Source organism: Gordonibacter sp. Marseille-P4307 (genome assembly GCF_900604965.1).
Classification (GTDB): Bacteria; Actinomycetota; Coriobacteriia; order Coriobacteriales; family Eggerthellaceae; genus Berryella.
This window is the reverse complement of sequence record NZ_UWPD01000001.1, coordinates 543,963-570,149: the sequence shown is the minus strand read 5'-3', so window position 1 is coordinate 570,149 and position 26,187 is coordinate 543,963. Positions and strand designations below refer to the sequence as shown.

At 60.5% G+C, this 26,187-nt stretch carries 25 protein-coding genes; 5 read left to right on the top strand and 20 right to left on the bottom strand.

All coding sequences use genetic code 11. The features are described from left to right. Positions 1–4: 4 nt before the first annotated feature. A complete protein-coding gene (locus EIH26_RS02560; protein ID WP_124060623.1) occupies positions 5–1,432 on the bottom strand; it encodes an aminopeptidase in 1,428 nt (475 codons plus the stop codon). Between the two features lie 322 nt (positions 1,433–1,754). On the opposite strand from EIH26_RS02560, the gene ngr reads away from it, so the two are divergent. Next, positions 1,755–2,369: a nigerythrin gene (ngr, locus tag EIH26_RS02555; protein ID WP_241152734.1), complete on the top strand. Its 615-nt coding sequence runs from the start codon at positions 1,755–1,757 to the stop codon at positions 2,367–2,369. A gap of 113 nt (positions 2,370–2,482) precedes the next feature. Here the strand turns inward: ngr and EIH26_RS02550 are convergent, their stop codons facing one another. The 4 genes from EIH26_RS02550 to EIH26_RS02535 form a co-directional block, all read right to left on the bottom strand. Beyond that, positions 2,483–2,758, bottom strand: coding sequence for a hypothetical protein (locus EIH26_RS02550; RefSeq protein ID WP_124060622.1), 276 nt, complete (start codon positions 2,756–2,758; stop codon positions 2,483–2,485). After that, entirely contained in the window at positions 2,751–3,869 is a 1,119-nt protein-coding gene (locus EIH26_RS02545) for a hypothetical protein (RefSeq protein WP_124060621.1), read from the bottom strand. The genes EIH26_RS02550 and EIH26_RS02545 overlap by 8 nt, the downstream gene beginning before the upstream one ends. A 26-nt stretch (positions 3,870–3,895) precedes the next feature. Then, a complete protein-coding gene (locus tag EIH26_RS02540) occupies positions 3,896–5,671 on the bottom strand; it encodes a phosphotransferase (protein WP_124060620.1) in 1,776 nt (591 codons plus the stop codon). Positions 5,672–5,748: 77 nt separating this feature from the next. Beyond that, positions 5,749–6,324 (bottom strand): cysteine hydrolase family protein, encoded by a 576-nt coding sequence (locus tag EIH26_RS02535; RefSeq protein WP_124060619.1) that lies wholly within the window; start codon positions 6,322–6,324, stop codon positions 5,749–5,751. Positions 6,325–6,551: 227 nt separating this feature from the next. Here EIH26_RS02535 and EIH26_RS02530 point away from each other — a divergent pair, with 227 nt between their 5' ends. From EIH26_RS02530 to EIH26_RS02520, 3 genes are all read left to right on the top strand, one after another. Further along, positions 6,552–7,301 carry a DUF5067 domain-containing protein gene (locus tag EIH26_RS02530; protein ID WP_124060618.1) on the top strand — a complete coding sequence of 250 codons (750 nt, stop codon included), beginning with the start codon at positions 6,552–6,554 and terminating at the stop codon, positions 7,299–7,301. 145 nt (positions 7,302–7,446) lie between these two features. Next, the gene (locus EIH26_RS02525; protein WP_124060617.1) at positions 7,447–7,872 is read left to right on the top strand and encodes a helix-turn-helix transcriptional regulator; all 426 of its coding nucleotides are present in this window, start codon (positions 7,447–7,449) and stop codon (positions 7,870–7,872) included. Positions 7,873–7,878: 6 nt separating this feature from the next. After that, positions 7,879–9,114, top strand: a complete 1,236-nt coding sequence (locus tag EIH26_RS02520; protein ID WP_124060616.1) for a serine/threonine-protein kinase — start codon at positions 7,879–7,881, stop codon at positions 9,112–9,114. Between the two features lie 71 nt (positions 9,115–9,185). Here EIH26_RS02520 and EIH26_RS02515 read toward each other — a convergent pair whose 3' ends face one another. The 14 genes from EIH26_RS02515 to EIH26_RS02450 all read right to left on the bottom strand — a co-directional run bounded on the left by EIH26_RS02515 (position 9,186) and on the right by EIH26_RS02450 (position 21,684). Further along, positions 9,186–9,497, bottom strand: coding sequence for a YerC/YecD family TrpR-related protein (locus EIH26_RS02515; RefSeq protein ID WP_124060615.1), 312 nt, complete (start codon positions 9,495–9,497; stop codon positions 9,186–9,188). A 5-nt stretch (positions 9,498–9,502) separates the two neighbouring features. Next, on the bottom strand, positions 9,503–10,453 hold the full coding sequence (locus EIH26_RS02510) for a branched-chain amino acid transaminase (protein ID WP_124060614.1): 951 nt from the start codon (positions 10,451–10,453) through the stop codon (positions 9,503–9,505). Between the two features lie 489 nt (positions 10,454–10,942). Beyond that, positions 10,943–11,296, bottom strand: coding sequence for a 50S ribosomal protein L20 (rplT, locus tag EIH26_RS02505; RefSeq protein ID WP_124060613.1), 354 nt, complete (start codon positions 11,294–11,296; stop codon positions 10,943–10,945). Between the two features lie 19 nt (positions 11,297–11,315). Beyond that, on the bottom strand, positions 11,316–11,513 hold the full coding sequence (gene rpmI / locus EIH26_RS02500) for a 50S ribosomal protein L35 (protein ID WP_124060612.1): 198 nt from the start codon (positions 11,511–11,513) through the stop codon (positions 11,316–11,318). Beyond that, the gene (gene infC / locus EIH26_RS02495; protein WP_206424658.1) at positions 11,513–12,118 is read right to left on the bottom strand and encodes a translation initiation factor IF-3; all 606 of its coding nucleotides are present in this window, start codon (positions 12,116–12,118) and stop codon (positions 11,513–11,515) included. Before infC ends, rpmI begins: the two co-directional genes overlap by 1 nt. A gap of 269 nt (positions 12,119–12,387) precedes the next feature. Further along, the gene (locus EIH26_RS02490; protein ID WP_124060610.1) at positions 12,388–13,584 is read right to left on the bottom strand and encodes a histone-lysine N-methyltransferase; all 1,197 of its coding nucleotides are present in this window, start codon (positions 13,582–13,584) and stop codon (positions 12,388–12,390) included. A 26-nt stretch (positions 13,585–13,610) separates the two neighbouring features. Then, positions 13,611–13,997, bottom strand: a complete 387-nt coding sequence (locus tag EIH26_RS02485; RefSeq protein ID WP_124060609.1) for a hypothetical protein — start codon at positions 13,995–13,997, stop codon at positions 13,611–13,613. A 99-nt stretch (positions 13,998–14,096) separates the two neighbouring features. Continuing rightward, positions 14,097–15,248 carry a 4Fe-4S binding protein gene (locus tag EIH26_RS02480; protein ID WP_124060608.1) on the bottom strand — a complete coding sequence of 384 codons (1,152 nt, stop codon included), beginning with the start codon at positions 15,246–15,248 and terminating at the stop codon, positions 14,097–14,099. Continuing rightward, complete coding sequence (mobB, locus tag EIH26_RS02475; RefSeq protein WP_124060607.1) at positions 15,232–16,503, bottom strand: molybdopterin-guanine dinucleotide biosynthesis protein B; 1,272 nt, start codon at positions 16,501–16,503, stop codon at positions 15,232–15,234. Before mobB ends, EIH26_RS02480 begins: the two co-directional genes overlap by 17 nt. 103 nt (positions 16,504–16,606) lie before the next feature. Beyond that, positions 16,607–17,500, bottom strand: a complete 894-nt coding sequence (gene nrfD, locus EIH26_RS02470) for an NrfD/PsrC family molybdoenzyme membrane anchor subunit (RefSeq protein ID WP_124060606.1) — start codon at positions 17,498–17,500, stop codon at positions 16,607–16,609. A gap of 5 nt (positions 17,501–17,505) precedes the next feature. After that, a complete protein-coding gene (locus EIH26_RS02465; protein ID WP_124060605.1) occupies positions 17,506–18,048 on the bottom strand; it encodes a 4Fe-4S dicluster domain-containing protein in 543 nt (180 codons plus the stop codon). Further along, complete coding sequence (locus tag EIH26_RS02460) at positions 18,048–20,240, bottom strand: molybdopterin-dependent oxidoreductase (protein WP_124060604.1); 2,193 nt, start codon at positions 20,238–20,240, stop codon at positions 18,048–18,050. Before EIH26_RS02460 ends, EIH26_RS02465 begins: the two co-directional genes overlap by 1 nt. Before the next feature lie 5 nt (positions 20,241–20,245). Beyond that, entirely contained in the window at positions 20,246–20,899 is a 654-nt protein-coding gene (locus EIH26_RS02455; RefSeq protein ID WP_124060603.1) for a molecular chaperone TorD family protein, read from the bottom strand. A 53-nt stretch (positions 20,900–20,952) separates the two neighbouring features. After that, complete coding sequence (locus EIH26_RS02450; protein WP_124060602.1) at positions 20,953–21,684, bottom strand: 4Fe-4S binding protein; 732 nt, start codon at positions 21,682–21,684, stop codon at positions 20,953–20,955. Between the two features lie 339 nt (positions 21,685–22,023). On the opposite strand from EIH26_RS02450, the gene EIH26_RS02445 reads away from it, so the two are divergent. After that, on the top strand, positions 22,024–24,159 hold the full coding sequence (locus tag EIH26_RS02445) for an aldehyde ferredoxin oxidoreductase (protein ID WP_124060601.1): 2,136 nt from the start codon (positions 22,024–22,026) through the stop codon (positions 24,157–24,159). A 161-nt stretch (positions 24,160–24,320) separates the two neighbouring features. Here EIH26_RS02445 and EIH26_RS02440 read toward each other — a convergent pair whose 3' ends face one another. Beyond that, positions 24,321–26,075 (bottom strand): iron-sulfur cluster assembly scaffold protein, encoded by a 1,755-nt coding sequence (locus EIH26_RS02440; protein ID WP_124060600.1) that lies wholly within the window; start codon positions 26,073–26,075, stop codon positions 24,321–24,323. Positions 26,076–26,187: the final 112 nt, after the last annotated feature.

The following is a 26,187-nucleotide window of genomic DNA, read 5'->3' as shown; positions in this document are numbered from 1 at the left end:
AGGATTATCGGTCGTTTTCCAAAAACGCGACGTAGCCCTTGTAGGCTTCGTACAGGTCGGCCTTGCTGGTAACCTCCCAGGGCGAGTGCATCGAAAGCACCGCAACGCCCGAATCGATCACGTTCATGCCGTAACGTGCGGGCAGGTACGCGATGGTCCCGCCGCCGCCGGCGTCCACCCTTCCCAGCTCCGCAGTTTGAAACGCCACGTGCGCATCGTCCATGATGCGGCGGATGGTAGCCACGAACTCGGCGCTCGCATCGTTGCTGCCGCTTTTCCCCCGCGCCCCCGTGTATTTGTTGAACACGAGGCCGCAACCGAGAAACGCGGTATTTTTCGCCTCGAATACCGACGCGTAGGCGGGATCGAAGGCCGCGGAGACGTCGGAAGACAGCATGGACGAAGCCGCAAGGGCGTGACGCAGGCGGATGTCGCCCGATTCGCCAGCCAGCTCCATGACCTCGGCCACCACGTTCTCGAAGAACTGCGAGGCCATACCGGTTGCGCCGACGCTGCCGATCTCCTCTTTGTCCACCAGCACGCACAGAGCCGTGCGTTCGGGGGTGTCGATGGCAAGCTGCGCTGCCATCGAAGTGTAGGCGCACGCGCTGTCGTCCTGCCCGTAGCCGATGATCATGCTTCGATCGAACCCCAGTTCGCGGGCGCGCCCTGCGGGAACCACCTCGATCTCGGCCGACAGGAAGTCGGCCTCCTCGATGCCGTATTTCTCGCGCAGCAGCTGAAGGACGAACGCCTTCGCCGGCTCTTTGGTCGCGGCGGCTCCATCCGGCCCATCAGCGCCTTCGGTTGCAGACGCCTCCAGCACCAGCGGCCGGTTACCCGCCAACACGTCGAGGTCCTCGCCTTCGACCACCTCGCTGCCGTTCTTGCCCATCTGAGCCGAAGCGAGATGGATAAGCAGGTCGGTAACGCAGAACACCGGATCCGAGGCGTCTTCTCCGATAACCACGTCGACCACGGTGCCGTCCTTTTTGGCCACAACGCCATGCAGGGCCAACGGAACCGTCACCCACTGGTACTTCTTGATGCCGCCGTAGTAATGCGTGTCCAAGCGCACCTGGCCGTTCGCCTCGAACAGGGGGTTTTGCTTCAAGTCGAGCCGGGGCGAGTCGATATGGGCTCCGAGGATGTTCATACCCTGCTCGAGCGGGCGGCGACCGATATGGACGAGAATGACCGCCTTGCCGTGGATCTGGGCGTACACCTTGTCTCCCGCCCGAAGGCGCCGGCCCTCGCGATATGCCGCGGCCAAGCTTTCGTATCCGGCGGCTTCGGCGTCGCGTATGGCCGCGCGAGCGAATTCGCGCTCGATCTTGTTCTCGGAAATATAGTCTATGTAGTCGCTCGCCAGCTTCTCGAGCGAAGCGAGGTCTTCGTCGGTGTAGTTCTTCCAGGCCGATTCGGTATCCATCGGGATCCTTTCATCGCAACAGCGCACGGTATTATCTGCGAATCCATCGATTCTAAAGGAGAAGGCGCACAACATTTTCCAGACTGAAATAATAACGGCTCGAGCGGTTTGCTGCCCGGGCTACCGGGAAACCACGCAACCCCGAAATCCGAAGCTTGAGTACGCTTCGGCTAATTAGTTACAAATTCTGCACCACATTACGTGAATTTATATTGTGCACCATTTAACAGCCCGGGGGTCGTATCATCGGAGCAGTGCGATCCGCTTTGCGAGGGGCAAGGGTCGCAAGTAATAACAATCGAAGGAAAGACGAGGTCGCCTCATGCCGATGAACGTGCGCGAACAGCTCCCCACCCCCAGCAACTCCACCAACTTCAACATCGCCGCAGGCTCCCAGACCACCGTGGGAACCACGCTTGAGAACCTGAAGGCCGCCGTCATGGGCGAGACCGGCGCTTCTGCCAAGTACGCCGCCTGCGCCGAGGCCGCCGAGGCCGCCGGCTACACCCAGATCGCCCGTCTGTTCCGCGCCACCTCCGACGCCGAGCAGATTCACATTCGTCTGGAAGCCGCCCTGGTGAAGGCGGCCGAGCCCGACTACGAGCGCCCGGTCGTCGAAGCGAAGACCCCCGTGACCACCGATCTGAACCTCATCGATTCGGCCGCCGGAGAGATGTACGAGACCTCCGACATGTACCCCGCCTTCATCCAGAAGGCCATCGAAGAGGGCGACGAGAAGGCCGTGTCCGTTTTCACCCGCGCCAAGCTGGCCGAGTCCGTCCATGCCGAAGTGTACCTGGAAGCCTACAACAACATCGATGCGGCCGACGACGAGGCCTACTACCTGTGCCCCGGCTGCGGCTACATCCACAAGGGCGAGAACTTCGAAACCTGCCCCATCTGCGGTGCGCCCAAAAGCGCGTTCAAAGCGTACTAGGCTTTCAAGCAACGCTCGCCCGCCGCTTTGAACCAGGGCGGAAACAAGGGCTTTTCGGTTTTACCCAGCGCCCGCGCGTTGAGCCTTCGGGCCGATGCGCGGGCGCATGCGCTCTATCCGATGTATCGGCGAACCATATCCTTGCCGAAATCGCTTATCCGGTACAGGATCCTCAGTCGACCGGCTCCATCAAGCTGGAAGTCCGCCTCTTCCAGAACCCCGTTCTCCTTCGCCGTCGCCAGCGTCTCCTCGACATCTTTCAGCGCAAGCAGTTTGTAGCCGGCGTAGTCTGACTCGAGCGATCGAATCACGCCCTCGGCGCAATCGGGTCGCCCATCTTCGAAGTGCTTGATAATCGCGTAGTGAAGCGGTAAGCGAAGCTTACTCATGATCCGACCGTCCCTTCATCCAACCGGAGACAGCAGCGACGGGATCGATGGCGATGCAGAATATTCCGGCTATCATCACCAGGGCGCCGATCCACTGCGCCAAAGAAAGCGGCGGGTAGTCGGCCGACATCCCCCCGACGCCCAGCACTCCCAGGACGATCCAGATGAAGAAGGGCCCCCAGAACGCATACATTCCGTTGCAGGCCATCCCCAGCGCGGTTCCGCACATGGAGTTTCCCTTGTACCAGAACGAAAACGCCGGCATGGCGAAAAGCCCGGAGATGGCGAAAACCAGCATCGCCGGGTCGGTTAGAGCGGCGACCAGCATCGATGACGCGCAGGCAGCGCCTCCGCCCACGGTTGCCAGAATCGGGAACATAATCGCAAGCTCGAGAGCGCCGGCCGTCACCTGCCTGATGGCAATGCCGATGCGATAATCGATAAGCATGGTGCCGAACCCCGCGACGCATCCCTCGAAACCCCACCCGAACGCCGCGAGAAACGCGAACAGACAGCCGAACAGCGCTTCGGGGCCCATATGGGCAAAGCTCGTGCCCCCGATCACCCCGGCAGCGACAAGGCACGTCAGCACGCCCGCCACTTTATGGGCCGCAAGCCTCTGCTTGAACAGAATCCGGCCGAGGATCGTTCCGATAGCGCAGTTAAGTGCCGCTATCGGAACGATAACCCCCGGATTTCCCGCCGCCGTTGCAGAATTGAGCGCAACGACGTAGGCGATCGTCGCAAAAGGCCCGCCGATCGCAGCGCACAGTATCATCACCCGGCCGGGTTTGGTGCGCACGGTTTTGCACAGATCGCCCAGCTGCCCGTTCTTGACGCATCCCGCCAGAGACCAAATCCCGCTGATCAGGTCGTTTATGCCAGCTGCAAGCGCGGCGAGCGCGAAGGTGACGGAAAACGCGCTGAGCGGCGAGCCTCCGCCCCATTCCGAACCGCCCAGCCAGCTTCCCCATACACCCTGGGTTTCCGCCAGCGTCAGAAACGCGGTGTAGAGACCGTAGCAAACCCCCGAAGCAACCGCGAACGCGACGCCTTTCGCCACGAACCTGCGTCGGCGCTGTTTTCTGAGCACCGCAATGCCCTGCTGCATGTTTTCTCCTGTCGCGTCTCGGGAAGCTACCGTTCGCTCGCTGCGTACAGCTCGAGTGATTTTCTCAGGTACGTTTTGGCGTATCGATAGTAGAGATACGCCCACTCCCCGACGTTGCCGCCCTCGCTTTCCTTCAACAGCGACCAGGCATACCAGCACCAACCGGCCATACCCACGTGTCCGAGGTTGTGCCGCCACTCCGCCTCCGTCGGCGTTCGACCGAAATAATATGACAACGCGCGCCGCATCTCGTCTTCGCTCAGCTGCTCGCACACGCTGAACGTGCCGAAGTCGTTAGCATAGTCGCCCATGCCCGCGTACTCCCAGTCGATAAGATCGACGTGGCCGTCTTCCCCTATAAGGAAGTTAAGCCCGAAGAAGTCGTTATGGCACAGGACGGGTTCGCCGCCATCGGCCACCAGCAATCCGTTAAGCCGCTCGGCCTGCGCGCGCATGTCCTCCCAGTCGCGCGCACTTACGTCTCCACGCTCGAGGATCGCCCGTTCGTAGCCAACGCCCTCCTCAAAGAAACTGAACGCACGGTCAAGCCCGACGCCGGATCCGTGCAGCCTTCTGGCCATCTCCATAGCCGCTTTAAGCTGGGCGTCGTCATGCGCATCGAGGTTTCTGCAGTTCGGCACGAACCGCGAGATCTTCCAACCGCGACGGGGGTTCTCGAACACGAACGTGCTGTCGAGCCCAAGCATCTTCGCCGCTTCCAGAGCCTTTTTCTCGGCCCCTCTATCGACGAGCAGTTCGGTTCCGATCCCGGGATGCCGATAGACCCACTCGCCGTCATTTGTCGCAAAATGGCAGCTGAGGTTCGTAAGACCCTGCTTAAGCGGGTAGACGTTGCGAATCTCCGATTTCTCGCAGCCCAGCACGGCCACGATGTTGTCGAAGATCTCGCTATCAAGGTTCTCGAGGAACAGTGGATCGAAGTCCTGCAGTTCATCGAGGGAGTCGAACTCGTGAATGATGGGAGGATCGTAGCGCCTGATCTCCATATCGAGCTCTTTAAGGTGCTCGACATACAGCGTCTCCCAAAGCTTGTCGCGCGTTTGGGGCAGATCGTATTCCGCTTCGAGGATATCCCGGAACCGGGCGGAAAACGTCCGGTCGAAGAAGGCGTGTCCGATCATGTACCAGGAGTTTTCACCGCCAAGCGCCACCTTGGAAATACGGTCGTGCGCCTTGGTCTGCATGCACCATTCCTCGGTGGGCCCCTCCGAATACTGCGCGGAGTAGTACGCCTTCCATACATGGCTTTCAAAGGGGTTTTTCTCGAAATAGTTATCCGAAGAGCAGATGTAGGTGTTGCCGAGAATCTCTCTTACCAGCATGAGCGAGCTGTTGTTGTTGCGCTCTGCGTACTCCCGATTGACGACTATCTTGACGCCGTATTTGTCTTCGAGATAGAAAAACGACTCTTTCCTGTATCCGACGACCACGATGATATCGCTGATCCCAGCCGCCTTGAGCTGTTCGATCTGCCGCTCGATGAGAATATCTCCCCGTACTTCCAGCAGGCCCTTCGGCCGCTCGTAGGAAATGGGAGCGAAGCGAGACGAGAGCCCCGCGGCGAGAATCACGGCGTTATCGACGGCGTAGGGCTTCAGAGATACCATGCCCTTAGCCGTCAGGCGGCCTTCGTCGATCAGCCGGTTTTCAACGCATTCTTTAAACGCCGCGTTCACGGTGGCCAGGCCCATGCCCGTAATGTCGGCAAGGTCGCGTTGGCTGAGCCCTGCGTTTTCGTAGAGAGCTTTGACTACCTTGAATTGATTGTGCCCGAGACTCATCGAGAAGACCCTTCTTGTTCGGTTATCGCTAAAGATATCATAAAACCGAACGGTTGCGGGCCTCGGGCTCGGGGGCGTCAGCCCTGCGCACCCTCCACGGCCTGAGTGCACACATCGACACGCAGCTCTTCAAGGATATCGAGCGCTTTGCGCATAGAAACCGCATCACGCGCCGCAGTGCAGCGCGCATCGACGACCACCGGAACCTCGGGACAGGCGGTGCGGGCGATCACCACGTTCGAGAGCAGGCAGCGCGTAGCCGACAGGCCCGCAACCTCGATGCTCGCAAACGGCAGAACCCCCATGGATGCCGCCACCTTCTGCGCCTTCATCAGACGAACGAACAGGTCGGACGAACCGAATGAAGCCTTGAAGTACACCTCGTCGATCTCGTCGCGCAGCTGCGCCACTCGACCGTACAGCCCGTTTCCGATCCCCTCCAGCGTATGGGGCATCGGACGCACGTGACTGTCCTGCATGTTCAGGTAGGCGGTCTCGCGCGTATCCAAAATGAAGATGATCTTGTCTCCGTTGTCGCGGTATGCGCAGATCTTCTCCGCAATGCACCCGTCGATCCCGTCGGCCTGTTCCGGCGTGCAGAACCCTTCGACGAAATCCTTCTGGAAGTCGACCACGATCAGCAAACGCTTCATAGCGCCGCATCCTCTTTTCCTTGAACCGTACCGCTGTTCCTTTTCGCGGCAGAGCGGTCAGTATAGTCCCGCCCGCAGGCGAATTCAACCGCTCGGATGCCCCGATTCTCCCTGATCGAGCCACGCTTCGCTAAAAACCGGCCGATCATTAGCTGGCAGCTAATGAATCGCATCTCCCCTTTCCCTAACATGGGCGCAGTCGTACAACCTTGAAGGAAGAGGAAACCATGGAACAATCAAGCCTCGCTCCCGATCAGCGGCCCACGCCAAAGGGAACGTCGGGGTCGGCGATCGCCGCACTGGTTCTTGGCGTGCTCGCCCTGGCCAGCTCGTTCATCCCCATCGTGAACAACCTGTCGTTCGTCTTCGCCATCGTGGGAATCATCCTCGCGATAGTTGGCCTGGTGGGCATCGGCAAGGGAAAGAAAACCGGCAAGGGCCTGGCCGTGGCAGCGCTAATCGTCAGCATCATCGCCATCGTGGTTGTTCTGGCAACCCAAAGCCTGTACTCCGCCGCAATCGATAAGGCTATGGAGCGCACTCAGGTGGAAAACACCGCAGAACAGGCATCGACCCCGTCTAGCGCAACTGAAAGCGGCACCGCCGAAAAGGCCGACGATTCGAACAAAACCAAATACCAGGTATCGATCGACAGTTCCGAGGTAACCCAGGACTACTCTGGCAAAAACGCGATCGTCGTCACGTACACCTGGAAGAACATGACCGATGACAGCACGTCGTTTTCCGGAAACGTGATCCCCCGAGCATTCCAGAACGGCGTTCAGCTGGATAGGGCGGTAGTGCGGGACCTCGATGGCAGCAAAGCCTTGAGCCAAGTAAAGCCCGGCTCCGAAGTAACCGTCAAACAAGCCTACCAGCTAACCGACGCCAGCGAAGTAACCGTTGAGGTCTCACCGCTGATCAGTTTTAACAAGGATAAGGACATTCTCGTCACGAAAAAGTTCAGCGTTGAATAGTACAATGCACCGAGGGGGAGTTCGCCTCCCCCGCCTGCTTCGAGCATTGGAGCGCCGTACCTTGGTACGGCGCTGGGCTTTTATGAGGTCCCAGGTGCGCAAGCGGCTGCAGCTTTCATCCGCTTTCCAGCAAAGGGCCCTACCCGTGAACGAACCGCTCACCGAACACCTTCTCTCCGAGCTCATCAATTCATCCGACCCGAAAGCTTTCGTGGAACGCTGCACGTTCGACGCGCCTACCCTCACCGAATACCTGAACCAGCTTTTGCAGGACCGGAACATGAAGTACAAAGAGGTCGCCCGCGCGTCCGACCTCGACGAAACGTACGCCTGGTACATCTTCGCCGGGCGCAGGAACCCGACGCGCAACAAGCTGCTGCAAATCGCATTCGGCATGCGACTTACCGTCCAGGAAACCCAGCGGCTTTTGCAAGCCGGCGGTATCAGCCGCCTGTATCCGAAGAATCGCCGCGACGCCATAATCATCTACTCTCTCCAAAAAGGAGCGACCCTGCTGCAGGCGGAGAGAGAGCTTTACGGTTTCGGGGAACAGACGATTATCGAGAACTGATGACGCATGCCCCCCATCGACACGAACGACCTCAAGCGGTACCTGGCAAGCCTCGAACGGGAGGATCGGTACCGCATTGTCGATACCCTGAAAGGCACTGAAACCGAGCGTACCGAGCTGGTGTATCTGCCCGACTCCGTCCTTGAAGCCGACGCCCCCTTGCGGATGAAGCGGGGGTTCCAAAACCTCTACGTTAGAAAATACATCGAAAGCACCTCGCACCTTGGCAGTGCCTACCAGCGCATATTCGACCATCAGCAACATAATGCGAACAACCTGCTAGAAGCCGTCCCTTACATATACGAGTGCTACGAAACCGACCGACATCTGATCATCGTCATGGAATACCTGTCGGGAGAAACGCTCGATCGAGCCGTGACCAGGCTGGGAGCGGGAAACGACCTCGCATGCAGACTGTTTCCCCCCATCTGCGATGCGGTCGCATCCATTCACGAACGATTCGATCCGCCGCTCATCCATCGAGACCTCAAACCCAGCAATGTGATCGTCCAAGACTCGCGTGCGGTTCTGATCGATCTGGGAATCGCGCGCGATTTCAAAGAAGATGCCGAAACGGACACCCTTCTGTTCGGGACACGGTCGTTTTCCCCTCCCGAGCAGTTCGGTTACAAGCAAACCACGGTGCGCAGCGACGTGTACGCGCTGGGCATGCTGCTGTACTTCTGCCTGACGGGGACGATCCCGTCCGCCTCGACCCACGATGACCGCTTCCCCGGATCGCACATCTCCGACAAGATGAGAGAAGTGCTGATGCGCGCAACCGAATTCGATCCCGATAAGCGCTTCGCACATACGCGGGCCCTGAAGAGCGCCTTCCTGCAAGCCTGCGCCAAGGCGCCCGACGATGTGCGCGGCGCGGCGGCCGGTCAGACGCCCTCCTCCATCTCAAAACCGGAAAGGTTCTCCACCTTGGGGAAAATCTGGAACGTACTGCTGTGCGCGGCGCTCGCTCTTCTCATACCGAGCTGCATCGCCGCCTTCCTGAACCCGACGCCCCAAAACCAAACGATGCCGATCTGGTACAACGCCTTCGCATTCTTGGTGATCTGCCCTTTGCTTTTCATATCGACCGCTGTGCTGATAGCCGATAAAAGAAGACTTGTAAGGCGCTTGCCCGCATGGGGAAAATTCGGCTGGAAGCGATGGCTAGCCTCGTACGGAGCTCTCGTCCTTATCCTTCTGTGCGCCCTGACGGCGGTTCATGCGCTGGCCCTAAGCTAAACGAAGGGCCGCCGTTGCTTCGTCAACCGAAGCAACGGCGGCCTGTGCGTCGAACCCGTAAAGATACCGGGCTAAAGGTTCTTGTCGATAGGCGCCTGGCCGTCCGACAGCACCTCGATGGCATGACGATACCCGCCCGCACCGTACCCCAGGCATTTGGAGACGCGCGCGATGGTGGTGGCCGACATGCCCGTCTGCTTCTCGATGGCTACGTACGACATACCCGAATCCAACATGCGCGCAACCGCCAATCGCTGGGAGGACTCACGAATCTCCCTGATGGTGAACAGATCTTCGAGCAAAGCGAACATGCAGTCCTTGTCGTCGATGGAGACAAGGACTTGAAGCAGGTTTTCGACGTCTTCATTGCGCAGATCGTCCATCGACGCTACTCCACCTCGGTCAGCCAGTCGGCATAGCGCTCGGCATTGCCGTACACCGCATCGAAGAAGCGGGACTGCAAAGCCTTGGTCACAGGACCGCGCGCGCCCAAGCCGACTTGGCGCTCGTCAACGCTGGCAACCGGAGTGAGCTCGGCGGCCGAACCCGTCATGAACACCTCGTCGGCCACGTACAGATCCGTGCGGGTCAGGCTCTCCTCAAGCGGGCAGGCGTCGATCTCGCCGTCTTCGAACATATCGGTGGCGATCTGGAGAACCGAGTCGCGCGTGATGCCCTCAAGCAGACCGTCGGACAAAGGTGGGGTGGAGATCACGCCGTTGCGCACGGCAAACAGGTTCTCCCCCGTACCCTCGCACACCAGACCGGCCTCGTTCAACATGATGGCCTCACCGTATCCGTGAGCCCTCGCCTCGAGCTTCGCCAGCAGCGAGTTCATGTAAGACGCAGTGGCTTTCACCGCGGGAGGAATGGCGTTGTTGGAGCGCTGGCGCCACGATGAAACGCCCACTTTGATCCCCTTGGCCAGAGCCTCGGCACCCAGATAGGCATCCCACGGCCACACGGCGATAACGACATCGGTGGGAGATCCGGTGGGATCAACCCCCATCGTGCCGTAACCGCGGTACACCAAAGGCCGGATATAGCACTTCTTCAGGTTATTCGCCTTGATCAGCGCGACTGTCGCCTGCGCCAGCTGCTCGGCGGTATAGGGAAGGTCGATCATGGAGATCTTGCAGCTGCGAACCAGGCGCTCCATATGGTCCTGAAGGCGGAACACGTAGCTTTTGTGCGTATCGGGGTTTTCGTAGCAGCGAATACCCTCGAACACGCCCGATCCGTAATGCAGCGAGTGGCTAAGAACGTGCGTCGTAGCCTCCGCCCAGGGAATGATCTCGCCGTTCTTCCAGATATACTGGACCTCTTGGATATCGGCCATGGTACCGTCCCTTCATCGAAAGCGCCCCCGAGGGACGCCGCCGCTTCCCGGCGCTCTTGTGAAAAGCGCCCATTAACCCTGATCATTCTACTCCCGTGCGCTTTAGCGACGAAAAGGCGTCGCCAAAGCGCACGTTTTCACCGCATAGGCGAAAAGGATCGGAAACGAAAGGACATCAGGGGAGGCGCCTGCTTGGCCATCGGCCTCTCCGGCCATGGATTGGACCTCCCCTGTTTGTCTGTCAGATTAACACGACATTTCTGATATCAATTTGATGGCCGCAGATCAGATGCATTTTTTACGCATTAAAGAAATGCGATAGCGAATGGGTCGATTTCGTAACCCGGCGGTTACGAAATCGACCCAGCCTCGGTTTTTCAACATGGTTTCGACAGCCGGGACGACGCAGACCGCAGAATCAAACGAGAAAGCCCCCGAAACCTTTGAGAGTTTCGGGGGCTTGGTGCACGAGGCTTCGCTTTGAAGCGATTACAGGGCCTTCTTGGCGATCTCGCACAGCTGAGCGAACGCGGGAGCGTCGTTGATGGCCATATCGGAGAGGACCTTGCGGTCAAGCTCGATGCCGGCCTTCCTCAAACCGTTCATGAACTGGGAGTACACGATGCCGTTTGCACGGGTGCCCGCATTGATGCGGGTGATCCACAGGCGGCGGATCTCGCGCTTCTTGTTGCGGCGGTCGCGGTACTGGTACTGAAGCGAATGCTGGACTTGCTGCTTCGCGTTCTTGTAGGAGCGGGACTTGGCACCGTAGTAACCCTTCGCACGGCCGAGGATTGTGCGGCGCTTCTTATGAGCGTTAACTGCGCGCTTTACACGAGGCATGATGATTCTCCTTTATCGATTAGCGAAGGCCGAGGTTACGAGCGACAACGCGATTGTCGGCAGCAGACAGCTCGGTCTCCTGACGGAAGTTGCGCTTGCGCTTGGGGCTTTTCTTGGTGAGGATGTGGCTCTTGAAAGCCTTGGCACGCATGATCTTGCCGGAACCGGTCACGCGGAAGCGCTTCGCAGTACCCCGATGGGTTTTCATCTTAGGCATTATTCGTCCTTTCCTTCAGTGCTATCGCCCTCGGCGACCTTTTCGTTCTTTCCCGCTTTCGCTTCCTTCTTTTTCTTCACGGCGGAAGGCAAAGGAGCGATGAGCATGTGCATGTTGCGACCTTCCATCTTCGGCGCAGATTCGATGACGGCCATGTCTTTCAGATCCTCGGCAAGGCGCTCCAGAATGGAAAGCCCCTGCTCGGGATGGGCCATCTCGCGGCCACGGAACATGATCGTGATCTTCACCTTGTCGCCGGCATCGAGGAAGCGCAAAACGTGCTTCTTCTTGGTAGTGTAGTCGCCCACATCGATCTTCGGGCGGAACTTCATCTCCTTGGTTTCGATCCTGCTCTGGTTCTTCCGAGCCTGCTTCGCCTTGATAGCCTGATCATACTTGAACTTTCCGTAGTCCATGATGCGGCATACGGGAGGTTCCGCATTCGGAGCGATCTCCACCAGATCGTACCCTTCGGATTCGGCGATGCGAAGCGCCTGAACCGTGGCGTAGATTCCCATCTGAGATCCGTCGTAGCCGATCAGACGGCACTCACGCGTGGTGATCTCTCTATTGAGCCGTGGCTCCTGAGCTGCTATGGCGCTCACCTCCTGACTTCCTGCGCTTACGCGCCGCAAAAAAAACGAAACCCGCTGCGAAGGCAACGGGCGAATGAAAGCTGTCTGCAACGACCTCTATTCAAGCAACCCATCGACCTGCAGCCGAACTAGGTGGAGGAATTGACCTCTCTTCAGTAACGTACCTGGAAGATCATACCATACCGCCTGACATCTGCAAGAATTCTGCGCAAACGCATGCCGCTCCGACAGGCGGTATGCGAAGAAACGCGCAGACCTCATGCTGGAACCCCGAAGCGCTATGCCTTCTCTATGTACAGATACAGCACGCGAACGGTGTCGCTCACGTTGCCGCCGGACAGGTTGGCCGCACTGTAGTCGTAGCTGAGCACTGCCGACCATGCGTACGAATCGGCGGTACCTTCGAAGGCGTACTGTTGCTTTTGCACCGTCGTCTGGTTAGCCGCATACGTGGTGTATTCGGAGGCATCGGCGGGAAGCAGGGCGGCGCCGTCCTGCACCTTAAGGCCCGCCTCCCTCAGCGCACCCTCGATCGCATGCCCATTGACCACCAGGTCGGAAAAGCTCAAATCGCCGAATCCGAGTGCGGTGGGCGACGCGGAATAACCCGCCTGAACAACCTTCCCGTCCTCGTCCAGCCCCAGATACACCGACGGGACACCCGTCTTGGGATCGGCCGGTTCCGAAGTAAGACTGCAGGTCACATTGGTTTTGATGACGCTGTCGGCATCAGCGGCCTCACTGGATTTAACCTCGGTCGCACCGTGGCCTATCTTTTCGATGGCCTCTGATTTCTCCAAACCGATAACCGCAGGCAAACGTGGAACCTCCGTCGTCTTCTGAACGGAGGGTTTGGACACGTCTTCGCCGGTTGCCGCAACGGTTACGCTGGCGCGGAGGGCTGAGAGCTCGGCCGCGCCGTTCTGCGTATCTTTGAACAGCGTGTATCCAAGATAGCCGAAGCCCCCCAGAAGCACGATCAGCAGCACGATGATCACAATGAGGCGCCGGCGTATGCGCCGGCTCTTCCTCGCGGGAGCCGGCAAGTCGGCCGCCTTGCCCCTTCGTGCGCCCTTGCGATCCTCTTCGGAGAATCTGTCCGCCAAACCGTCATCCCCCACCAGCAGGGGGGCTGCCGCAACCGGTTCCAGCGCTTCCACCGGATCGCGGAAATCCTCCTGAACGTCCCCCTCGTAAGCAAGCGGGCGATCGGGCGCTTCCGCATCGGAAGGCTGCACATCCTCGTTGTCGGATGCACCCTCATCGCCGCAAGCCGCGCGTCGGGCGTGACGAGCCGGGCGAGACCTCTCCTCGTTTTGGGAAAACTCTCCCCCGTCTGGGTCGTCGGGGGTTCCGATGGGTGCAAATGCGCTGGTCAAACCAATGGGATCATCGTATGGAACGGCCTGTGCGCCACCGTGCGAAGCGAAAGCCTCTTCGGATCGCCTGGAGCTGGTCTGTTCGTTCTCGCTCATGGGATGCCCTTCTCGTAGCGGCGGCGCTAGCGCATAGCCACGTTGTAATACAGAATGAACCCGAGAACCGCCAGCACCGCCAGCGCGATGATGATGCCCTGCATCTTCGACATCCCGCCGGCCGATTCGATGTCCTCGAGCGTGGTTTCTTTGTACCCATCCCGACCAAAAGCCTGTTCGGATGCAGGATCACTTGATGGCGACGCATTCCGCAACACAGAGGGATCCGTGGTTTCCTGCGAAGCAGGCAGGGAATCCTCTGGCGGCGTCGGTTGAATCCCGGATCGGTTAACGGCGCGGACGCCCGCTTCCGCCGACGGCTCGGCTGGAATCGAGGAGACCCCGGCTCGGATAACGAAATCCTCCTCGTCGTCGGGAGTTACCGTAATGTGCCTGCGGGTATCGTCGGTCATGGGGGCCCTTTCGCCGGTCTGGTTCAACCGATTATATACGACCCGCCCCTTACCGCAGAGCCGCACGGCGCTGCCAAGCGGAAAGCAAGACCCCGCATCCTAGCTCGAACCCAGGCCGAACGGCTTGGAGGCGCCCGCGGAAGACCGCAAATCGAACACCACCGGATCGAAGCTGAACAGCTGCTTGGTGGGAACGACCGGACTGACTTTCAGGCACTTCTTCCAACACACGTCCTGGCATAGGTTGCACTGAATGCATTCGGAAGCCCAGAACTCCAGGTATTCGGGGTTCGTGTAGGGCTTCTTGCGCTCGTCGCGCTTGATGGCCGCCGTCGGGCAGAATACGGCGCACATACCGCACCCGTTGCACTTCTCCACATCGATCTCGACCGTCGCGAATACGCGCGCAACCACTTCCTCGACAACGGATTGCCCCAGCGCATCCATAGCGTTGACGATATCGGCATGGCGGCGGATCTCGAACGTAGGAAGCGCACCGTTTTCGCCCGCCCGCAGGCGCGCGCCGATGGAAAGCTCCTTCGCGTCTGCCAGCTCGCTTTCAAGCGCGGCCTTCGCGGCCGTGCTCACCAGATCGCGGGCCGATCGGGCGGTTTCAGAGAAGAAATCTCGGCGCGTCGTTCCGAACAGGCCCGTTGCATCCTCGATCAGCATATCGTGCGGGAAGGCGCTCGTGCGGGATATCGGAATTTCTGCCCCTTGGGCCCCGACGAGCTGCTGGAACGCCCCGCACGTGATATTGACGCCTTCATCGATGGCCCGATAACGGCAGGTCGCGCAAGCCCCATCGACCAGAACGATCTCTCGGACGCCCTCGGCCGCCAGCCTCATGAGGACGCTCTCGTCAACACGGGCCAGGCAGGGTACCTCGGCATACCGCGTCGGATCGGCCTCCCGCCGAGACGAGATGCGGGCACAGGCGATGACCGCACGTCCCACAGACGCTCCCGCAGCCTGCACGCACGCATCGAACAGATCGTCGTCGGAGGGGCGCAGGGGCACCAGCGCACCCGTAGGGCACACCGCAGTGCACGCCCCGCAGGCGCTGCATGCCCGAACATCGAGGGTGATCTCGTTGTTCATGACCTCGATCGCATCGCAGGGGCAAGCGTCCACGCAACGACGGCACGACGCATTGCGGTTGCGCACGGCAACGCAGCGATCGCGATCGATGTAGACGGGGCTTTTCTGGAACGCCTCGGCAACCGAGACCAAATCATCGATGCTGGGCATCCAAATACCAGCTTTCAAACGACGCCAGCTCTTCGGGCGTGTTCGCGTTCACGAAACAGCCTCCCATGGGCTCGGCCGCCAGAACCTCGCTTTGCGGGAATTCGCGCACGTTCACGTGCCTCATAACGTACTGGGCGGCGCGCTGGCCCGCTTCGACGCCCTCCCTCACCACCGGCAGACAGGCGCTTTTCCGGTAAAGCGCATGGAACGGCTCGTAACCGTGCTTGTTCACGGGCACCACCGCATCGGCCCCCGACCGCGTGAGCGCCTCGACCTCGGCTGCGATCAAACGGGGCGAAGCAAAGATCATATCGCAGGCCACCACCGCTACATAGGGATGGGATGCAACCTCGAGGGCGGTGTAGAGTCCGGGAAGCGCACCGCGAGCGGCGCACACGTCGCGCTCGAGCCGAATGGCCAGCTTCGGATAGTCCTCAAGCAGAAACGAGAGGTTGTCGGGTTCGTTGGTGGTGATCACCAATTCGTCGGCAACCGAAGAGACGCGGTCTATCAGGCGGCATATCAAAGGACGACCCCCGAAGGAAACCGTGGCCTTGCTTGTGCCCATACGGCGGCTCTCCCCGCCCGCCTGGATCACCACCGTCACCTTCGGCCGGGCGTAGCTCCGTTCGAGAAAGTCGGCGATCTCGGATACGGATTCCAGCCCGAACGACGGTATCCCGTATAAACGCGCGGCTTCGAGTGCACACGGGATATCGCTTACGATAGCCACCGTGGCCGATCCGGGCAGCTTCTCGGAAACATCCAGATAATCGATTCGACCGGGATCGGCATCCGAAACCCGGCGCCCGATCTGCGTGAAATCGGAATCGAGCGACCATCCCTCGCGCGCGCCCTGCGCAAAGACCCGAGCCGCCTTCACATCGGCCGGGTTGCCCTGTCTCATGATCTCGATAGTGGGAAGACCGCTTTTACGGTATCCCTCCACGATAACCAGGTCGTGCCCCGGCATACTGGCCACGATGCGGGAGCAATCGAGATCCCCCTCGATCGTTTTTACGCACGCCATCTGCCCGGGAGCGACAATCACCGTCTCCGAAGCCCCCGCATGGCGATGTCGGTACGAATCCTTGCCGGGGATATCGATATCGAAGCCCGCATGACTGTGGTGCTTCACGCTGCCCACATCGACGCCGCGAGCAACCAGCTCTTCGATAAGCTTGACGATCAGGGTTGTTTTCCCCGAGTTATGGCGGCCGACGAACGCGACGGCCGGGCTTTTCATTTCGACCATTCAGCCTCCCCCCGAAGCGCCCATTGTAGCAAACACCGCAGCAGCAAAAACGGCGGCCCGCGATGAACGCAGGCCGCCGACATGAAGAGGGGAGAACTCCGACCTAGATAAACGGAACGACCAACGTGACCGGAAGCGCCGCCATAACCACCAGGTAACGCAGCAGAAACCCTCCGATAAGAACACCGACGCTGCCGCCCGCAAGCAGGTATCGGCCCGTCGGAGTCTCTTCGAACTCGGGCTTCGCAACGAACAGCATCGCCGTCTCGATCGCGATCGGACCCAAAAGACCGATAAGCACAAAGCCCAGCCAGAACACCACGGCGAACCGACCGCACAGAAGCGACATAGCCGAGTTCCGACCCGCCTCGCCGTTGTAGAAGGTGATGAAAAGCAGCGCTGCGACCAACACGATCTCGACGATCGGCAAGAAGTAGTGAGCTTTCTTCACCCAACCGGTGCGCTCGAATTCCTCGGGTACGGCTAGCACGCCGTACAGCAGAACCGCCGCAGCGCCCGTCGAAACGGCGGAGACCAGGAACAGGGGCGGAAGAACCGCGCTGTTCCACAGCGGGAACGTATGGGGCACGCCCAGCAAGGCGCCGGTGTAGATGCCCACGCACACCGCGAACAGACAGCCCGCGATCTCGAGCCAGCGCGGCACCACCCGCTTGGTCCACTCCAGAACCACTACAGCCAGATCGACCGCCATGAAGCCGGCGAGGAACACCACGCCCCAGGTCATGACGGAGCCGAAGTTCACCAGCAGCAAGATGAACCGCCACGGATGGAACAAGCCGGCCTTCGCATCGGTCATCAGCAACACCAAGCCGACGCCCACGAACACGAGGGCGGCCAGGTGAGCGAAGCGCTGGATCTTTTTAGTGTCGGGGTTCTTCCAGTTCATGAACACCGATGTGATGAACGCGCCGCCGCCCAAACCGGCCAAGAACAGGTACAGCGCAATGGGAAGCTCCCAAATAGGTTCGAATTCCATGCTCATCACCTCACGTAGTAGACTTTGGGCTCGGACAGGCCCTCGGCGATGGGCTGAGCCTTGGTTTCAGCCAGCAGCTTGGAAATCTCGGAATCGGGATCGTCCAAATCGCCGAAGACGCGCACGCCAGTGGGGCAAGCCTCCACACACGTGCACATAGCAGTACCGTCCACAGCGGCGGAAACCGTGCAGAAACGGCATTTGTCAACCGAGCCCGTCTCGCTGTTGCGCACGCGCACCTGGTAGGGGCATGCCGCCATGCAATACAGGCAACCGATGCAGCGCCCCTGGTCAACCTGAACGATACCGTCGGTTCCCATGCGAGCCGCACCCGTAGGGCACACCGCTGCGCAGGGAGCATCGTCGCAGTGCATGCACTGCAGGGGCACCGTCTCAAACGTCACGTTCGGGAACTTCCCCACCTCGCGAGTCTCGAAGCGAATGAACGACTCGTCATCCAACAGGCCGTTCTGGCGCTGACAAGCGGTACGGCAGGTGAAGCACCCGACGCATTTGCTCGTATCGATAAGCATTCCGTAACGGGCCATTATGCATTCACCTTCTTAAGTTTGACGGAGTTCTCGTGGTTACACGATCCGCCGTAACCGGGTTCGATGCGAAACTCGGTGAAGTCCATCGCGCGCAAACCGAAGCTGTAGGCATTGGTCTGCTCTTTCACCGAACAGCCGTAATGGCTGGGCATGTAGACGGCCCAGGGACTCATGCGCTCGGTAACCTTCACCTTGATCCTGCCGGTGTGAAGCGCGTTGGACATCTCCACCGTGTCGCCGTCCTTGACGCCGATCTTGTCTGCTACCGCAGGATTGATCCACAGGCGCTCGAGGCCGTATTCCTTGGAAATATCCATCAGGGTGCCGACGTTGACCGTCTGGTTGTGGCTCTGGATCGCCTGCTTACCCGCAATCAGGCGATACTCGTCGGTATTCGGCGAAACGCTGGGCGCTTCCCAATGGGGGGCGGCGCTGTAGCCGTACTCTGTCACCGCGTCGTTGCAGAACTTGATCTTGCCGGTATCAGTGGAGAACTTCGGGGCGGTACCGTACTTGAACGCCTTGTCGTGCAGGTTGATGGTGCCCACGCGACGAAGCTCGTCCATGCTGTGGCCGATGCTCTTCATTTGGGCCTCGGACAGCTCTTCCAGCGTGAACTGGAAGTACTCGCCCACGCCGCACGCCTCGGCCAGCTCGGTGTATATCTTGTCGCACGAGCGCGTATTCGGGTGGATCACGTCGAGCACCTGGTCGCGGAACGTGACTGACGGGATCATGCCGCCGTTGAGCTGCGGAACCTCGGCACGCTCTAGATAGCTACACTCGGGCAGGATGTAATGGGCATGCTGGGCGGTCTCGCTCATCTGAACGTCGATGACGACGCACAGCTCGAGGTTGTCCAGACACTCTCCCAGGTACTTCGGGTTCTGATAGCCGGCCACCATGTTCGAGTTGTAGAAGAACATGGCCTTAAGATCGCCCTTTCGCGCTCCCTGGGCGGCCATGAGGCAGTTCGCCTCGGTTCCCAGCTTCAGATCGGAGTTGCCGTAGGGCTTCGCTTCGATCTTGGGAGTAGGCTTGAACTTGGTCTTGTCCATGTTTCCCAGTTTGGCCTTGGACGTGAAGATGGCGCCGCCCTTCTGGTTCCAGCAGCCGAGAAGCGTGTTGAAGATGGCCACGGTGCGAGCGGTTTCACCGGAGTTGGTGTACATGCATCCGAACGCAGCGCGCCAACTGGCCTCGATAGACGCAGCCGGAGCAGCTGCCGCGAAATCGGCGGCCAAACGGCAGATCGTGTCGGCGGGGACGCCGGTGATCTCTTCGGCCCACTCGGGCGTGCAGGTGCGGGTGTAGTCCCACCATTGGTCGAAGCCCTCGACGTTGGCCTTCACGTATTCCTTGTCGTAGTTGCCCGTGCGCACCAGTTCGCACGACAGAGCCAGAACAAGCGCCATATCGGTTCCGGGCTTGATGGGCACCCACTCGGTTGCAAAAGGTCGGGTATTGCTGCAGCGAGGATCGACCAAAACGATCTTCGATCCCCTGTCGTGCGCGCGCTGAAGGCTCATGAGCTGGGAGGGCTTGATGCCGTCGGCATAGCTGCGGCCGATGAACATGGTCATCTTCGAGTTCTCGACGTCGCTCGTCCAATCGCCGTAACCCAGAACCTGCTTGAACCCGCCCTTGCGGGAAGCGTAGCATGCGGCGCCGTGCGTGTAGATGTTGGCCGAACCCAGCGCGTTCATGAAGCGAGGACCGTAATAGCTTCCCGAAGGACGCGGATCGTGGACGAGGGCGACCGAGGCGGCCCCCGACTCGTCGATGATGCCCTTCAGCTTATCGGAGATCTCGGCATACGCCTGATCCCACGATATCTTCTCGAACTGGCCCTTGGCGTTGCGCTTCAGCGGATCGGTAAGGCGATCCTTGGAAAACGCGATGTTCGCGAACCCGTAACCGCGCGCGCAGAGCTTGCCCTGGGCGTCGTTGTGCGCCAGATCGCCGATCTGCTTGATAAGCTTGCCCTTGCTTGTATAGGCCGTGAACCCGCATTTGCTCGAACAGCCGTTGCACAGCGAATGGACGAGGCGCAGATCCTTCTCGGCGCCTTCGACAGCCTGCGCGTTTTCCCAGGCGCTGAAACCCGCAAAACCGCCCACTGCAGCAAGGCTTGCCGCCCCCGCAGTGCCGGCCAGGAAGCTTCGCCTGGTCAAAGCCTTTTCAGACATTGCTGTCATCCTTCCTGTATGTTCGTTATCAGAGTTTTCTCGTCATAGTGAAACCGTTCGGATTCCTTCTCGTCGGCAAGGCGACGGCGTATGCGCCCCAAGCGATCGAGCAGAGCCCGGTAAAACCCCGCATCGTCGAACCGCTCGAGATCGGCTCGGTAATCGGGCAGCCATGCGAGGCGTTCGACCGCAACGGTGCGGGCGGAGTCGAGCGCATCGGCCCGAAGAAGCACTGCTATCAGATCGAGCTCGAGTGACAGATGGTCGGGGTACGCCGCAAACCGCTCGGGAATGAAAAGCCCCATGCGTGACGCGACGTCGGCCATGTAGTCGGCGCAAAGCGCTCGGTACCGCGCAGCCCCGGATCCCGTCTGTGCAAAAGAAGCGTACAGCGATTCGACCGGCATCGCCGAAGACGGAAGTCCTCCGGTGTAGCGGCGACGCGCATACGAATCCTTCTCGGCACCCGATGGCGGGGCGGGAAGAGCCGGTTCGCACACCTTCGGCGGCGCGCCCTCGGCCCCGAATCCGAACGACTCGATGCGCGCAACGGCCTCGCAGAACTCGGCCCATTGCTCGGCGACGAACCGGTCCCACTCGGCTTCGCCGCCATCGACGAAGCATTGGGACAGTACGGCGAACACCTCGCTATCCTCCATCTGCACACCCCCTTGCCCGCGGCACCCTTCCTCTAGCCCGAACGGATGGGTCGCTAGACGAGCGTGGCCGTCCGAACGACGCCCTTGTCGATGACGGCCTGAGCGATGTCCTGCCAGTCAACGAACTGGATGGCGCCGTTGGGGCACTGCTGGGCGCAGCGGCCGCACGAGACGCACTTCGTGGACACACCGGTGTCGCTATCGACGCGAGGCATGTTCCAGGGACAAGCCTGACCGCACATCCCGCAGCCGATGCACGCCTCGGCGTTCACCACGCGGGCCCCGGTATCCTTGTCGGCGTGAATGGCGTGCACAGGGCAGTACTTGGCGCACATGGGATCGGCGCACTGCTTGCAATGCTCGACGGTGAACTGGCAGTTGCCAGTGAACATGCCCTCGCCCGTATCGACGCTCTTCCCGAAATAATAGTTGTCCCACACGCGCACGCGGGCGATGTGCTGGCAGACGCGACCGTCGTTTCTCAGCGTGCACATCATCTCGCAGCGCTGGCAGCCCGAACAGCGGGCGCGATCGGTCACGATCATCTTCGTGGGAGTAGTGCGCAGATCAAGCTCGCCGCTGGCAAGGCGCTCCTGGGTCACGCCCCATGTCGCAAGCACACCGCCCGCGACCAAGCCCGCCACGCCGGTTCCCGCCAGGGCCAAAACGTTGCGACGCGTGATCGTCTTCTTACCCGTAGATCCAGATTCCGCCGTAGTGGCTGCAGCGTCGGCCGACCTCGTCTGCTCCTCGGCAGCGCTTGCGCTCAGATTAGTATCCGGCATCCTGTGATCCCCCTCACAACACGTATCGATTTGTCTTAATGGGCGCTGCGGTCGATCGCGATCCCTCTCAGTTCGCAAACCGCAGACGCATGCCCCCCGCATGCTTTCAGCCGCGCAACATGGGACTACTATGCGTCCGCCTTTATAAGCACCCGTACCCTCTTTGCGGGTATTCCCTCTCTGACAAGGTTTTTTCTCCCGATTACCCCTAAAGAGGGTACGGGACCGCCCCGACGTTTGAAAGAATGCACGGCGACGTAACAGTCAAATCCGCGCTCCAAATCGCATTGCCTACGTGCCGCGCAACACACGTAAAGAGAGAGATTTGGAGAAACCAACATGACTGACGCGAAGTCATATGGATGGACCGGCAAGATCCTGCGCGTGAACCTCGGCACCAGAAAGGTCACCGTCGAATCCACCGATCCTTACAAGGAATACGTCGGCGGTATGGGCATCGCCAACAAGATCATTTACGACGAGGTGCCCGTCGGATGCGATCCGCTGTCCGAAGACGCCAAGATCGTGTATGCCGTCGGTCCCCTGACGGCATCCGGCGTGCCCTTGGCGGGCCGCACCTCCATCAGCTTCCTGTCCACCTTCACCACCGACCATCTCGTGGTCGACGCCCATACGGGCGGAATGCTGGGCGCCAAGATCAAGCTGGCCGGCTGGGACGCCATCATCGTCGAGGGCAAATCCGAAACCCCGGTGTACCTGTGCATCAAAGACGACGACGTCCAGATCAAGGACGCCTCCTTCGTCTGGGGCACCGGCATCCACGCAACCACCGAAGCGCTGAATCGCCTCGAGGGCGTCGACTGCTGCGTGGCGGCCATCGGCCCTGCCGGCGAGAACCTGCTGCCCTACGCCTGCATGCTGAACTCCCGCAGCCACTCCGCCGGCGGCGGCCTGGGCGCGGTCATGGGTTCCAAGAAGCTCAAGGGGCTGGTCGTCAGGGGCAACGGATCGGTCTACGTCAAGGACCCCAAGGCCGTTGCCGAGCTTTCCGACTACATGATCGGCGAAGTCATCGGCTCGAACAACAACCACGTCGTTCCCTCGACCCAGCAGGAGTGGGCCGAGTACTACGACAAGGGTTCCCGCTGGACCTCGCGCAAGGGCCTCACCTGGGCCTTGGCCGAGGGCGGAGCGATCGATACGGGAGAGCCCAAACCCGGCGAGCTGAACACCATGGGCTACCGCTGCATGAAATCCACCAAAGACGACGGCCCCGAGGCCGAGAAGTACACGGTGAAGATGGACGGCTGCCACAGCTGCCCCGTCCACTGCTACGCCGACCTGCGTGTTCCCCAAAGCTCCAAGGCAGGGGGCTTCGAGACCACCGGCAACTCCTGCGTGCCGAACTTCCCCTTCCTTTACATGCAGGCGATCTTGAAGGACAAGACCACCGTCTCCAAAAACGGGGACGACTTCGTCATCTGGAACCAGGCCATGGGGTCGACTGTTGACGATCTTGGCCTGTGGTGCAACTACGCGCAGCTCTACCGCGACATCGCCCATTGCTACGCAAGCGGCGTGTTCGAGCGCGTCCTTCCCAAGGAAGAGTACGAGATGTTCGACTGGGAGAAGTTCAAGACCAACGATCCCAGCCTCATGGTGGACGTGCTGAAGCACATCGCCCAAAACGACAACGAGATGTCCTACATCGGCCACGGCCCCATCGTCTGGTGCAAGCGCTGGGACGACATGAAGTGGTTCGATACCGTGGCATCCCAGCTCATCAATTACCGCGGCTGGCCGGTCCACCACTCCATCGAGTGCTTCGGCCAGGTGGGCGCCGTGTACAACATGATGTTCAACCGCGACGACATGATCCACTCCGCCGTCAACTTCCAAGGATGCGGCCTTCCCTTCGAACTGAAGCAGCAGATCGCCAAGGAGGTCTGGGGCAGCGAAGAGGCCATCGACAAGAACAAGAACTACACGCCCATGAACGACCACAAGGCGAACTTCGCCTGGTGGAGTATCGTGACCGACGTCCTTCACGACTCGCTTACCCTGTGCAACTGGGTGTGGCCGATGACCATGAGCCCGTCTAAGACCCGCGACTACCGCGGGGACCTCGACCTGGAGGCCAAGTTCTTCACGGCGGTGACCGGCATCGACACCACCACCGACGATCTGTACAAGGCTGGCGCCAAGATCATGACGCTGCAGCGCGCAGCGACCGTGCGCGGCATGGCCAAGTCCGACGGAACCCTGGGTAACAACAACCTGCGCGACGATCATGACAAGATCACCGAGTGGGTGTTCACCAAAGATCCCGATAAGCAGCCGTTCACCGAGGGTACCGACAAAATGGACCGCGACGACTTCCAGAAGGCCCTCACCATGGTCTACGGGAAGTTCGGGTGGGACGAAAAGCTCGGCTGCCCGACCCGCGAGTGCCTAGACGAGTACGGCATGGCCGACATCAAGGAAGACCTCGATAAGCTCGGCCTCCTTCCCTAGCTTGTAGAACGGCCCGAAAGGTCGCTCTAACAAGGTCGCCCCGCCTTCCGTTGAAGGCGGGGCGATTGCGTTTCTGGGATGAAGCGCTCGGTTCGACGGCAGGTGCGGGCGCGCCTCGCGGCCGAAGCGCCGATGGAAAGGACGGCGCGGACGTCTTGCCTCTACACGCTCATCGAGCGGCCCACCGCCGCCCACTCGGCCAAAGAGGATGCGTAGTCGGCAGCAAGGTGCTTCGTCGAGAAGAAGAACACATCTCCGTTGGAGGCGACCGTGCGCTGGATATCGGGGTAGCGACCCGATTCGCTTACCGCCTTCCACATCTGCTCGACTTCCTCGGGGGTTTTGTTGAAGGGGCGGTTGGAAAACCCGCTGGCAGGCATGGGGCGCGGATACACGCGCGACTCCTCGCGCACGCAATCCGCAAACGTAGCCTCGTCGTCGCCTTCCGCCGCAAGGAATGCCCAGTGAGCGAACGACGAGGTCATCGACCGCGTATCGTACAGGTAGTACTCGTAGGCCCCCTCGAGCACGGCGATGGTCGAACACTCCACCTTCAAGGGAATGAACCGGTCTTCGTCCTCGAGGGGCACCATAACGCACTCTCCGTCCCGCTCGATAAGCTTGTATCCGTCGGGAAGCTTCAGCGAACCGAACACCTGGTCGTACACAGCGTCGTTATTCGTCTCGATCGGGCGGAGGGGCGCGGAGGAAACCGGCGCGCCCTCACCGGTCGAGGGGAGACCCTCATCGAATTCGGCGGCCTCGTCCGCATCGGTGCGGCCCCTGCGCGCGTGGTCGAAGAACCTCGGCACCCCCACCGGGCGCGTAGCCGTTCTGAAGCGGCTTTCGATATGGGGGTTTTTCTGCGCAGCCGCCCCTTTCGGCTTCTCCTCCTCGCAACCGTGGTCGCACACGTAGTGGTACACCGTCATCTCGAATTCGTCTTCGGTCATATGCGGCGGTATGATACCCAGATCAACCCAGCGTGTGGCGCACACCAGATGGCCCTCGGCCGACTGCTTGCGCACATCGTCGAAGGCGCGGGCAAGCGCGTTGTTCTCGAGGATCGCGCGCTTCTCGGGATCCTCGCACGGCAGGGCGGACGGGTCTGCGGACGGCGACGCGCCCCCGACGGGGGACATCGCGGCTCCTGTGGCGACAGGGGCCAGCAAAGGGGCGGCCTCGGACCCCGCCGCCATCGCAGCGGCCGAGGTTTCGATCCGAGCTTCCTCGACGGCATCGTCCGGTGCGCTTTCGGACCCGCACGCAGCGGGCGCAGCCGGAGAAAGCCCTTCCACCAGCTTTTCCATCCTAAACGACCTAAGCGAGCAGTTCTCGCACAGAATGCACGACAAAGATCCGTCGTCACACAGCTTGCGGGCGTTGAAATCCTCAAGCGTCATGCCCCGCCTGAACCAGTAATCCCCCACCAGAGCCCGCACGCCCTCGGTCGCGAAATGCGGCGTATACGTTTTGTCGCTGGGAACCCCGTCGAGCGCGGCGGCGATATCATCTGGCTTGATGGAAAGGGCCTCGGCAAAGGTCTTCCCCTCGATCATGGTGCACACCGCACTCGCACAGGCCGTCACGGCCAGGCAACCCCGCGACTGAAAGCCCGCGCGCACGAACGTCTCGGTTTCAGGGTCGATTACGGCGAACAGGCGCAGCGCGGTCTCGCCCTTCTTCGACTTGCCCACCATGCACTGGGCGTTGTACCCCTTGGGGCGCCCGCTGTTGGTGTAATGGGCTATAACCGAAAGCAGGGTGTCGGAGTACCCGATCGTGCCCACCTCGGTTTCCATCTGGTAAACATCCTGCGTACGGATCACGGCGCGCTCTCGCGGCTCGTTGAACACATCGCGCACCGGATCCTCAACTTCGCCGAACTCCTCGGCTCGCCCGTCAATAGACGACATACGCCCCCCTCGATTAAATCGCTCTGTTTCACCGAACACGCGCTAGAATAACGTACCGGAGGCCGGTCCAGATGAACCGACCCGCATTGCATACTCGTCCAACGGCTATGGA

Bases quoted from the DNA above. Each gene is read 5' to 3' on its own strand.
- nrfD (WP_124060606.1), bottom strand. From the start codon at position 17,500: ATGGAATTCGAACCTATTTGGGAGCTTCCCATTGCGCTGTACCTGTTC.
- EIH26_RS02530 (WP_124060618.1), top strand. From the start codon at position 6,552: ATGGAACAATCAAGCCTCGCTCCCGATCAGCGGCCCACGCCAAAGGGA.
- ngr (WP_241152734.1), top strand. From the start codon at position 1,755: ATGCCGATGAACGTGCGCGAACAGCTCCCCACCCCCAGCAACTCCACC.
- EIH26_RS02490 (WP_124060610.1), bottom strand. From the start codon at position 13,584: ATGAGCGAGAACGAACAGACCAGCTCCAGGCGATCCGAAGAGGCTTTC.
- EIH26_RS02510 (WP_124060614.1), bottom strand. From the start codon at position 10,453: ATGGCCGATATCCAAGAGGTCCAGTATATCTGGAAGAACGGCGAGATC.
- mobB (WP_124060607.1), bottom strand. From the start codon at position 16,503: ATGGTCGAAATGAAAAGCCCGGCCGTCGCGTTCGTCGGCCGCCATAAC.
- EIH26_RS02450 (WP_124060602.1), bottom strand. From the start codon at position 21,684: ATGCCGGATACTAATCTGAGCGCAAGCGCTGCCGAGGAGCAGACGAGG.
- EIH26_RS02550 (WP_124060622.1), bottom strand. From the start codon at position 2,758: ATGAGTAAGCTTCGCTTACCGCTTCACTACGCGATTATCAAGCACTTC.
- EIH26_RS02440 (WP_124060600.1), bottom strand. From the start codon at position 26,075: ATGTCGTCTATTGACGGGCGAGCCGAGGAGTTCGGCGAAGTTGAGGAT.
- EIH26_RS02560 (WP_124060623.1), bottom strand. From the start codon at position 1,432: ATGGATACCGAATCGGCCTGGAAGAACTACACCGACGAAGACCTCGCT.
- EIH26_RS02485 (WP_124060609.1), bottom strand. From the start codon at position 13,997: ATGACCGACGATACCCGCAGGCACATTACGGTAACTCCCGACGACGAG.
- EIH26_RS02445 (WP_124060601.1), top strand. From the start codon at position 22,024: ATGACTGACGCGAAGTCATATGGATGGACCGGCAAGATCCTGCGCGTG.
- EIH26_RS02455 (WP_124060603.1), bottom strand. From the start codon at position 20,899: ATGGAGGATAGCGAGGTGTTCGCCGTACTGTCCCAATGCTTCGTCGAT.
- EIH26_RS02480 (WP_124060608.1), bottom strand. From the start codon at position 15,248: ATGCCCAGCATCGATGATTTGGTCTCGGTTGCCGAGGCGTTCCAGAAA.
- EIH26_RS02520 (WP_124060616.1), top strand. From the start codon at position 7,879: ATGCCCCCCATCGACACGAACGACCTCAAGCGGTACCTGGCAAGCCTC.
- EIH26_RS02540 (WP_124060620.1), bottom strand. From the start codon at position 5,671: ATGAGTCTCGGGCACAATCAATTCAAGGTAGTCAAAGCTCTCTACGAA.
- EIH26_RS02460 (WP_124060604.1), bottom strand. From the start codon at position 20,240: ATGTCTGAAAAGGCTTTGACCAGGCGAAGCTTCCTGGCCGGCACTGCG.
- EIH26_RS02545 (WP_124060621.1), bottom strand. From the start codon at position 3,869: ATGCAGCAGGGCATTGCGGTGCTCAGAAAACAGCGCCGACGCAGGTTC.
- EIH26_RS02515 (WP_124060615.1), bottom strand. From the start codon at position 9,497: ATGGACGATCTGCGCAATGAAGACGTCGAAAACCTGCTTCAAGTCCTT.
- rplT (WP_124060613.1), bottom strand. From the start codon at position 11,296: ATGCCTCGTGTAAAGCGCGCAGTTAACGCTCATAAGAAGCGCCGCACA.
- rpmI (WP_124060612.1), bottom strand. From the start codon at position 11,513: ATGCCTAAGATGAAAACCCATCGGGGTACTGCGAAGCGCTTCCGCGTG.
- EIH26_RS02465 (WP_124060605.1), bottom strand. From the start codon at position 18,048: ATGGCCCGTTACGGAATGCTTATCGATACGAGCAAATGCGTCGGGTGC.
- EIH26_RS02535 (WP_124060619.1), bottom strand. From the start codon at position 6,324: ATGAAGCGTTTGCTGATCGTGGTCGACTTCCAGAAGGATTTCGTCGAA.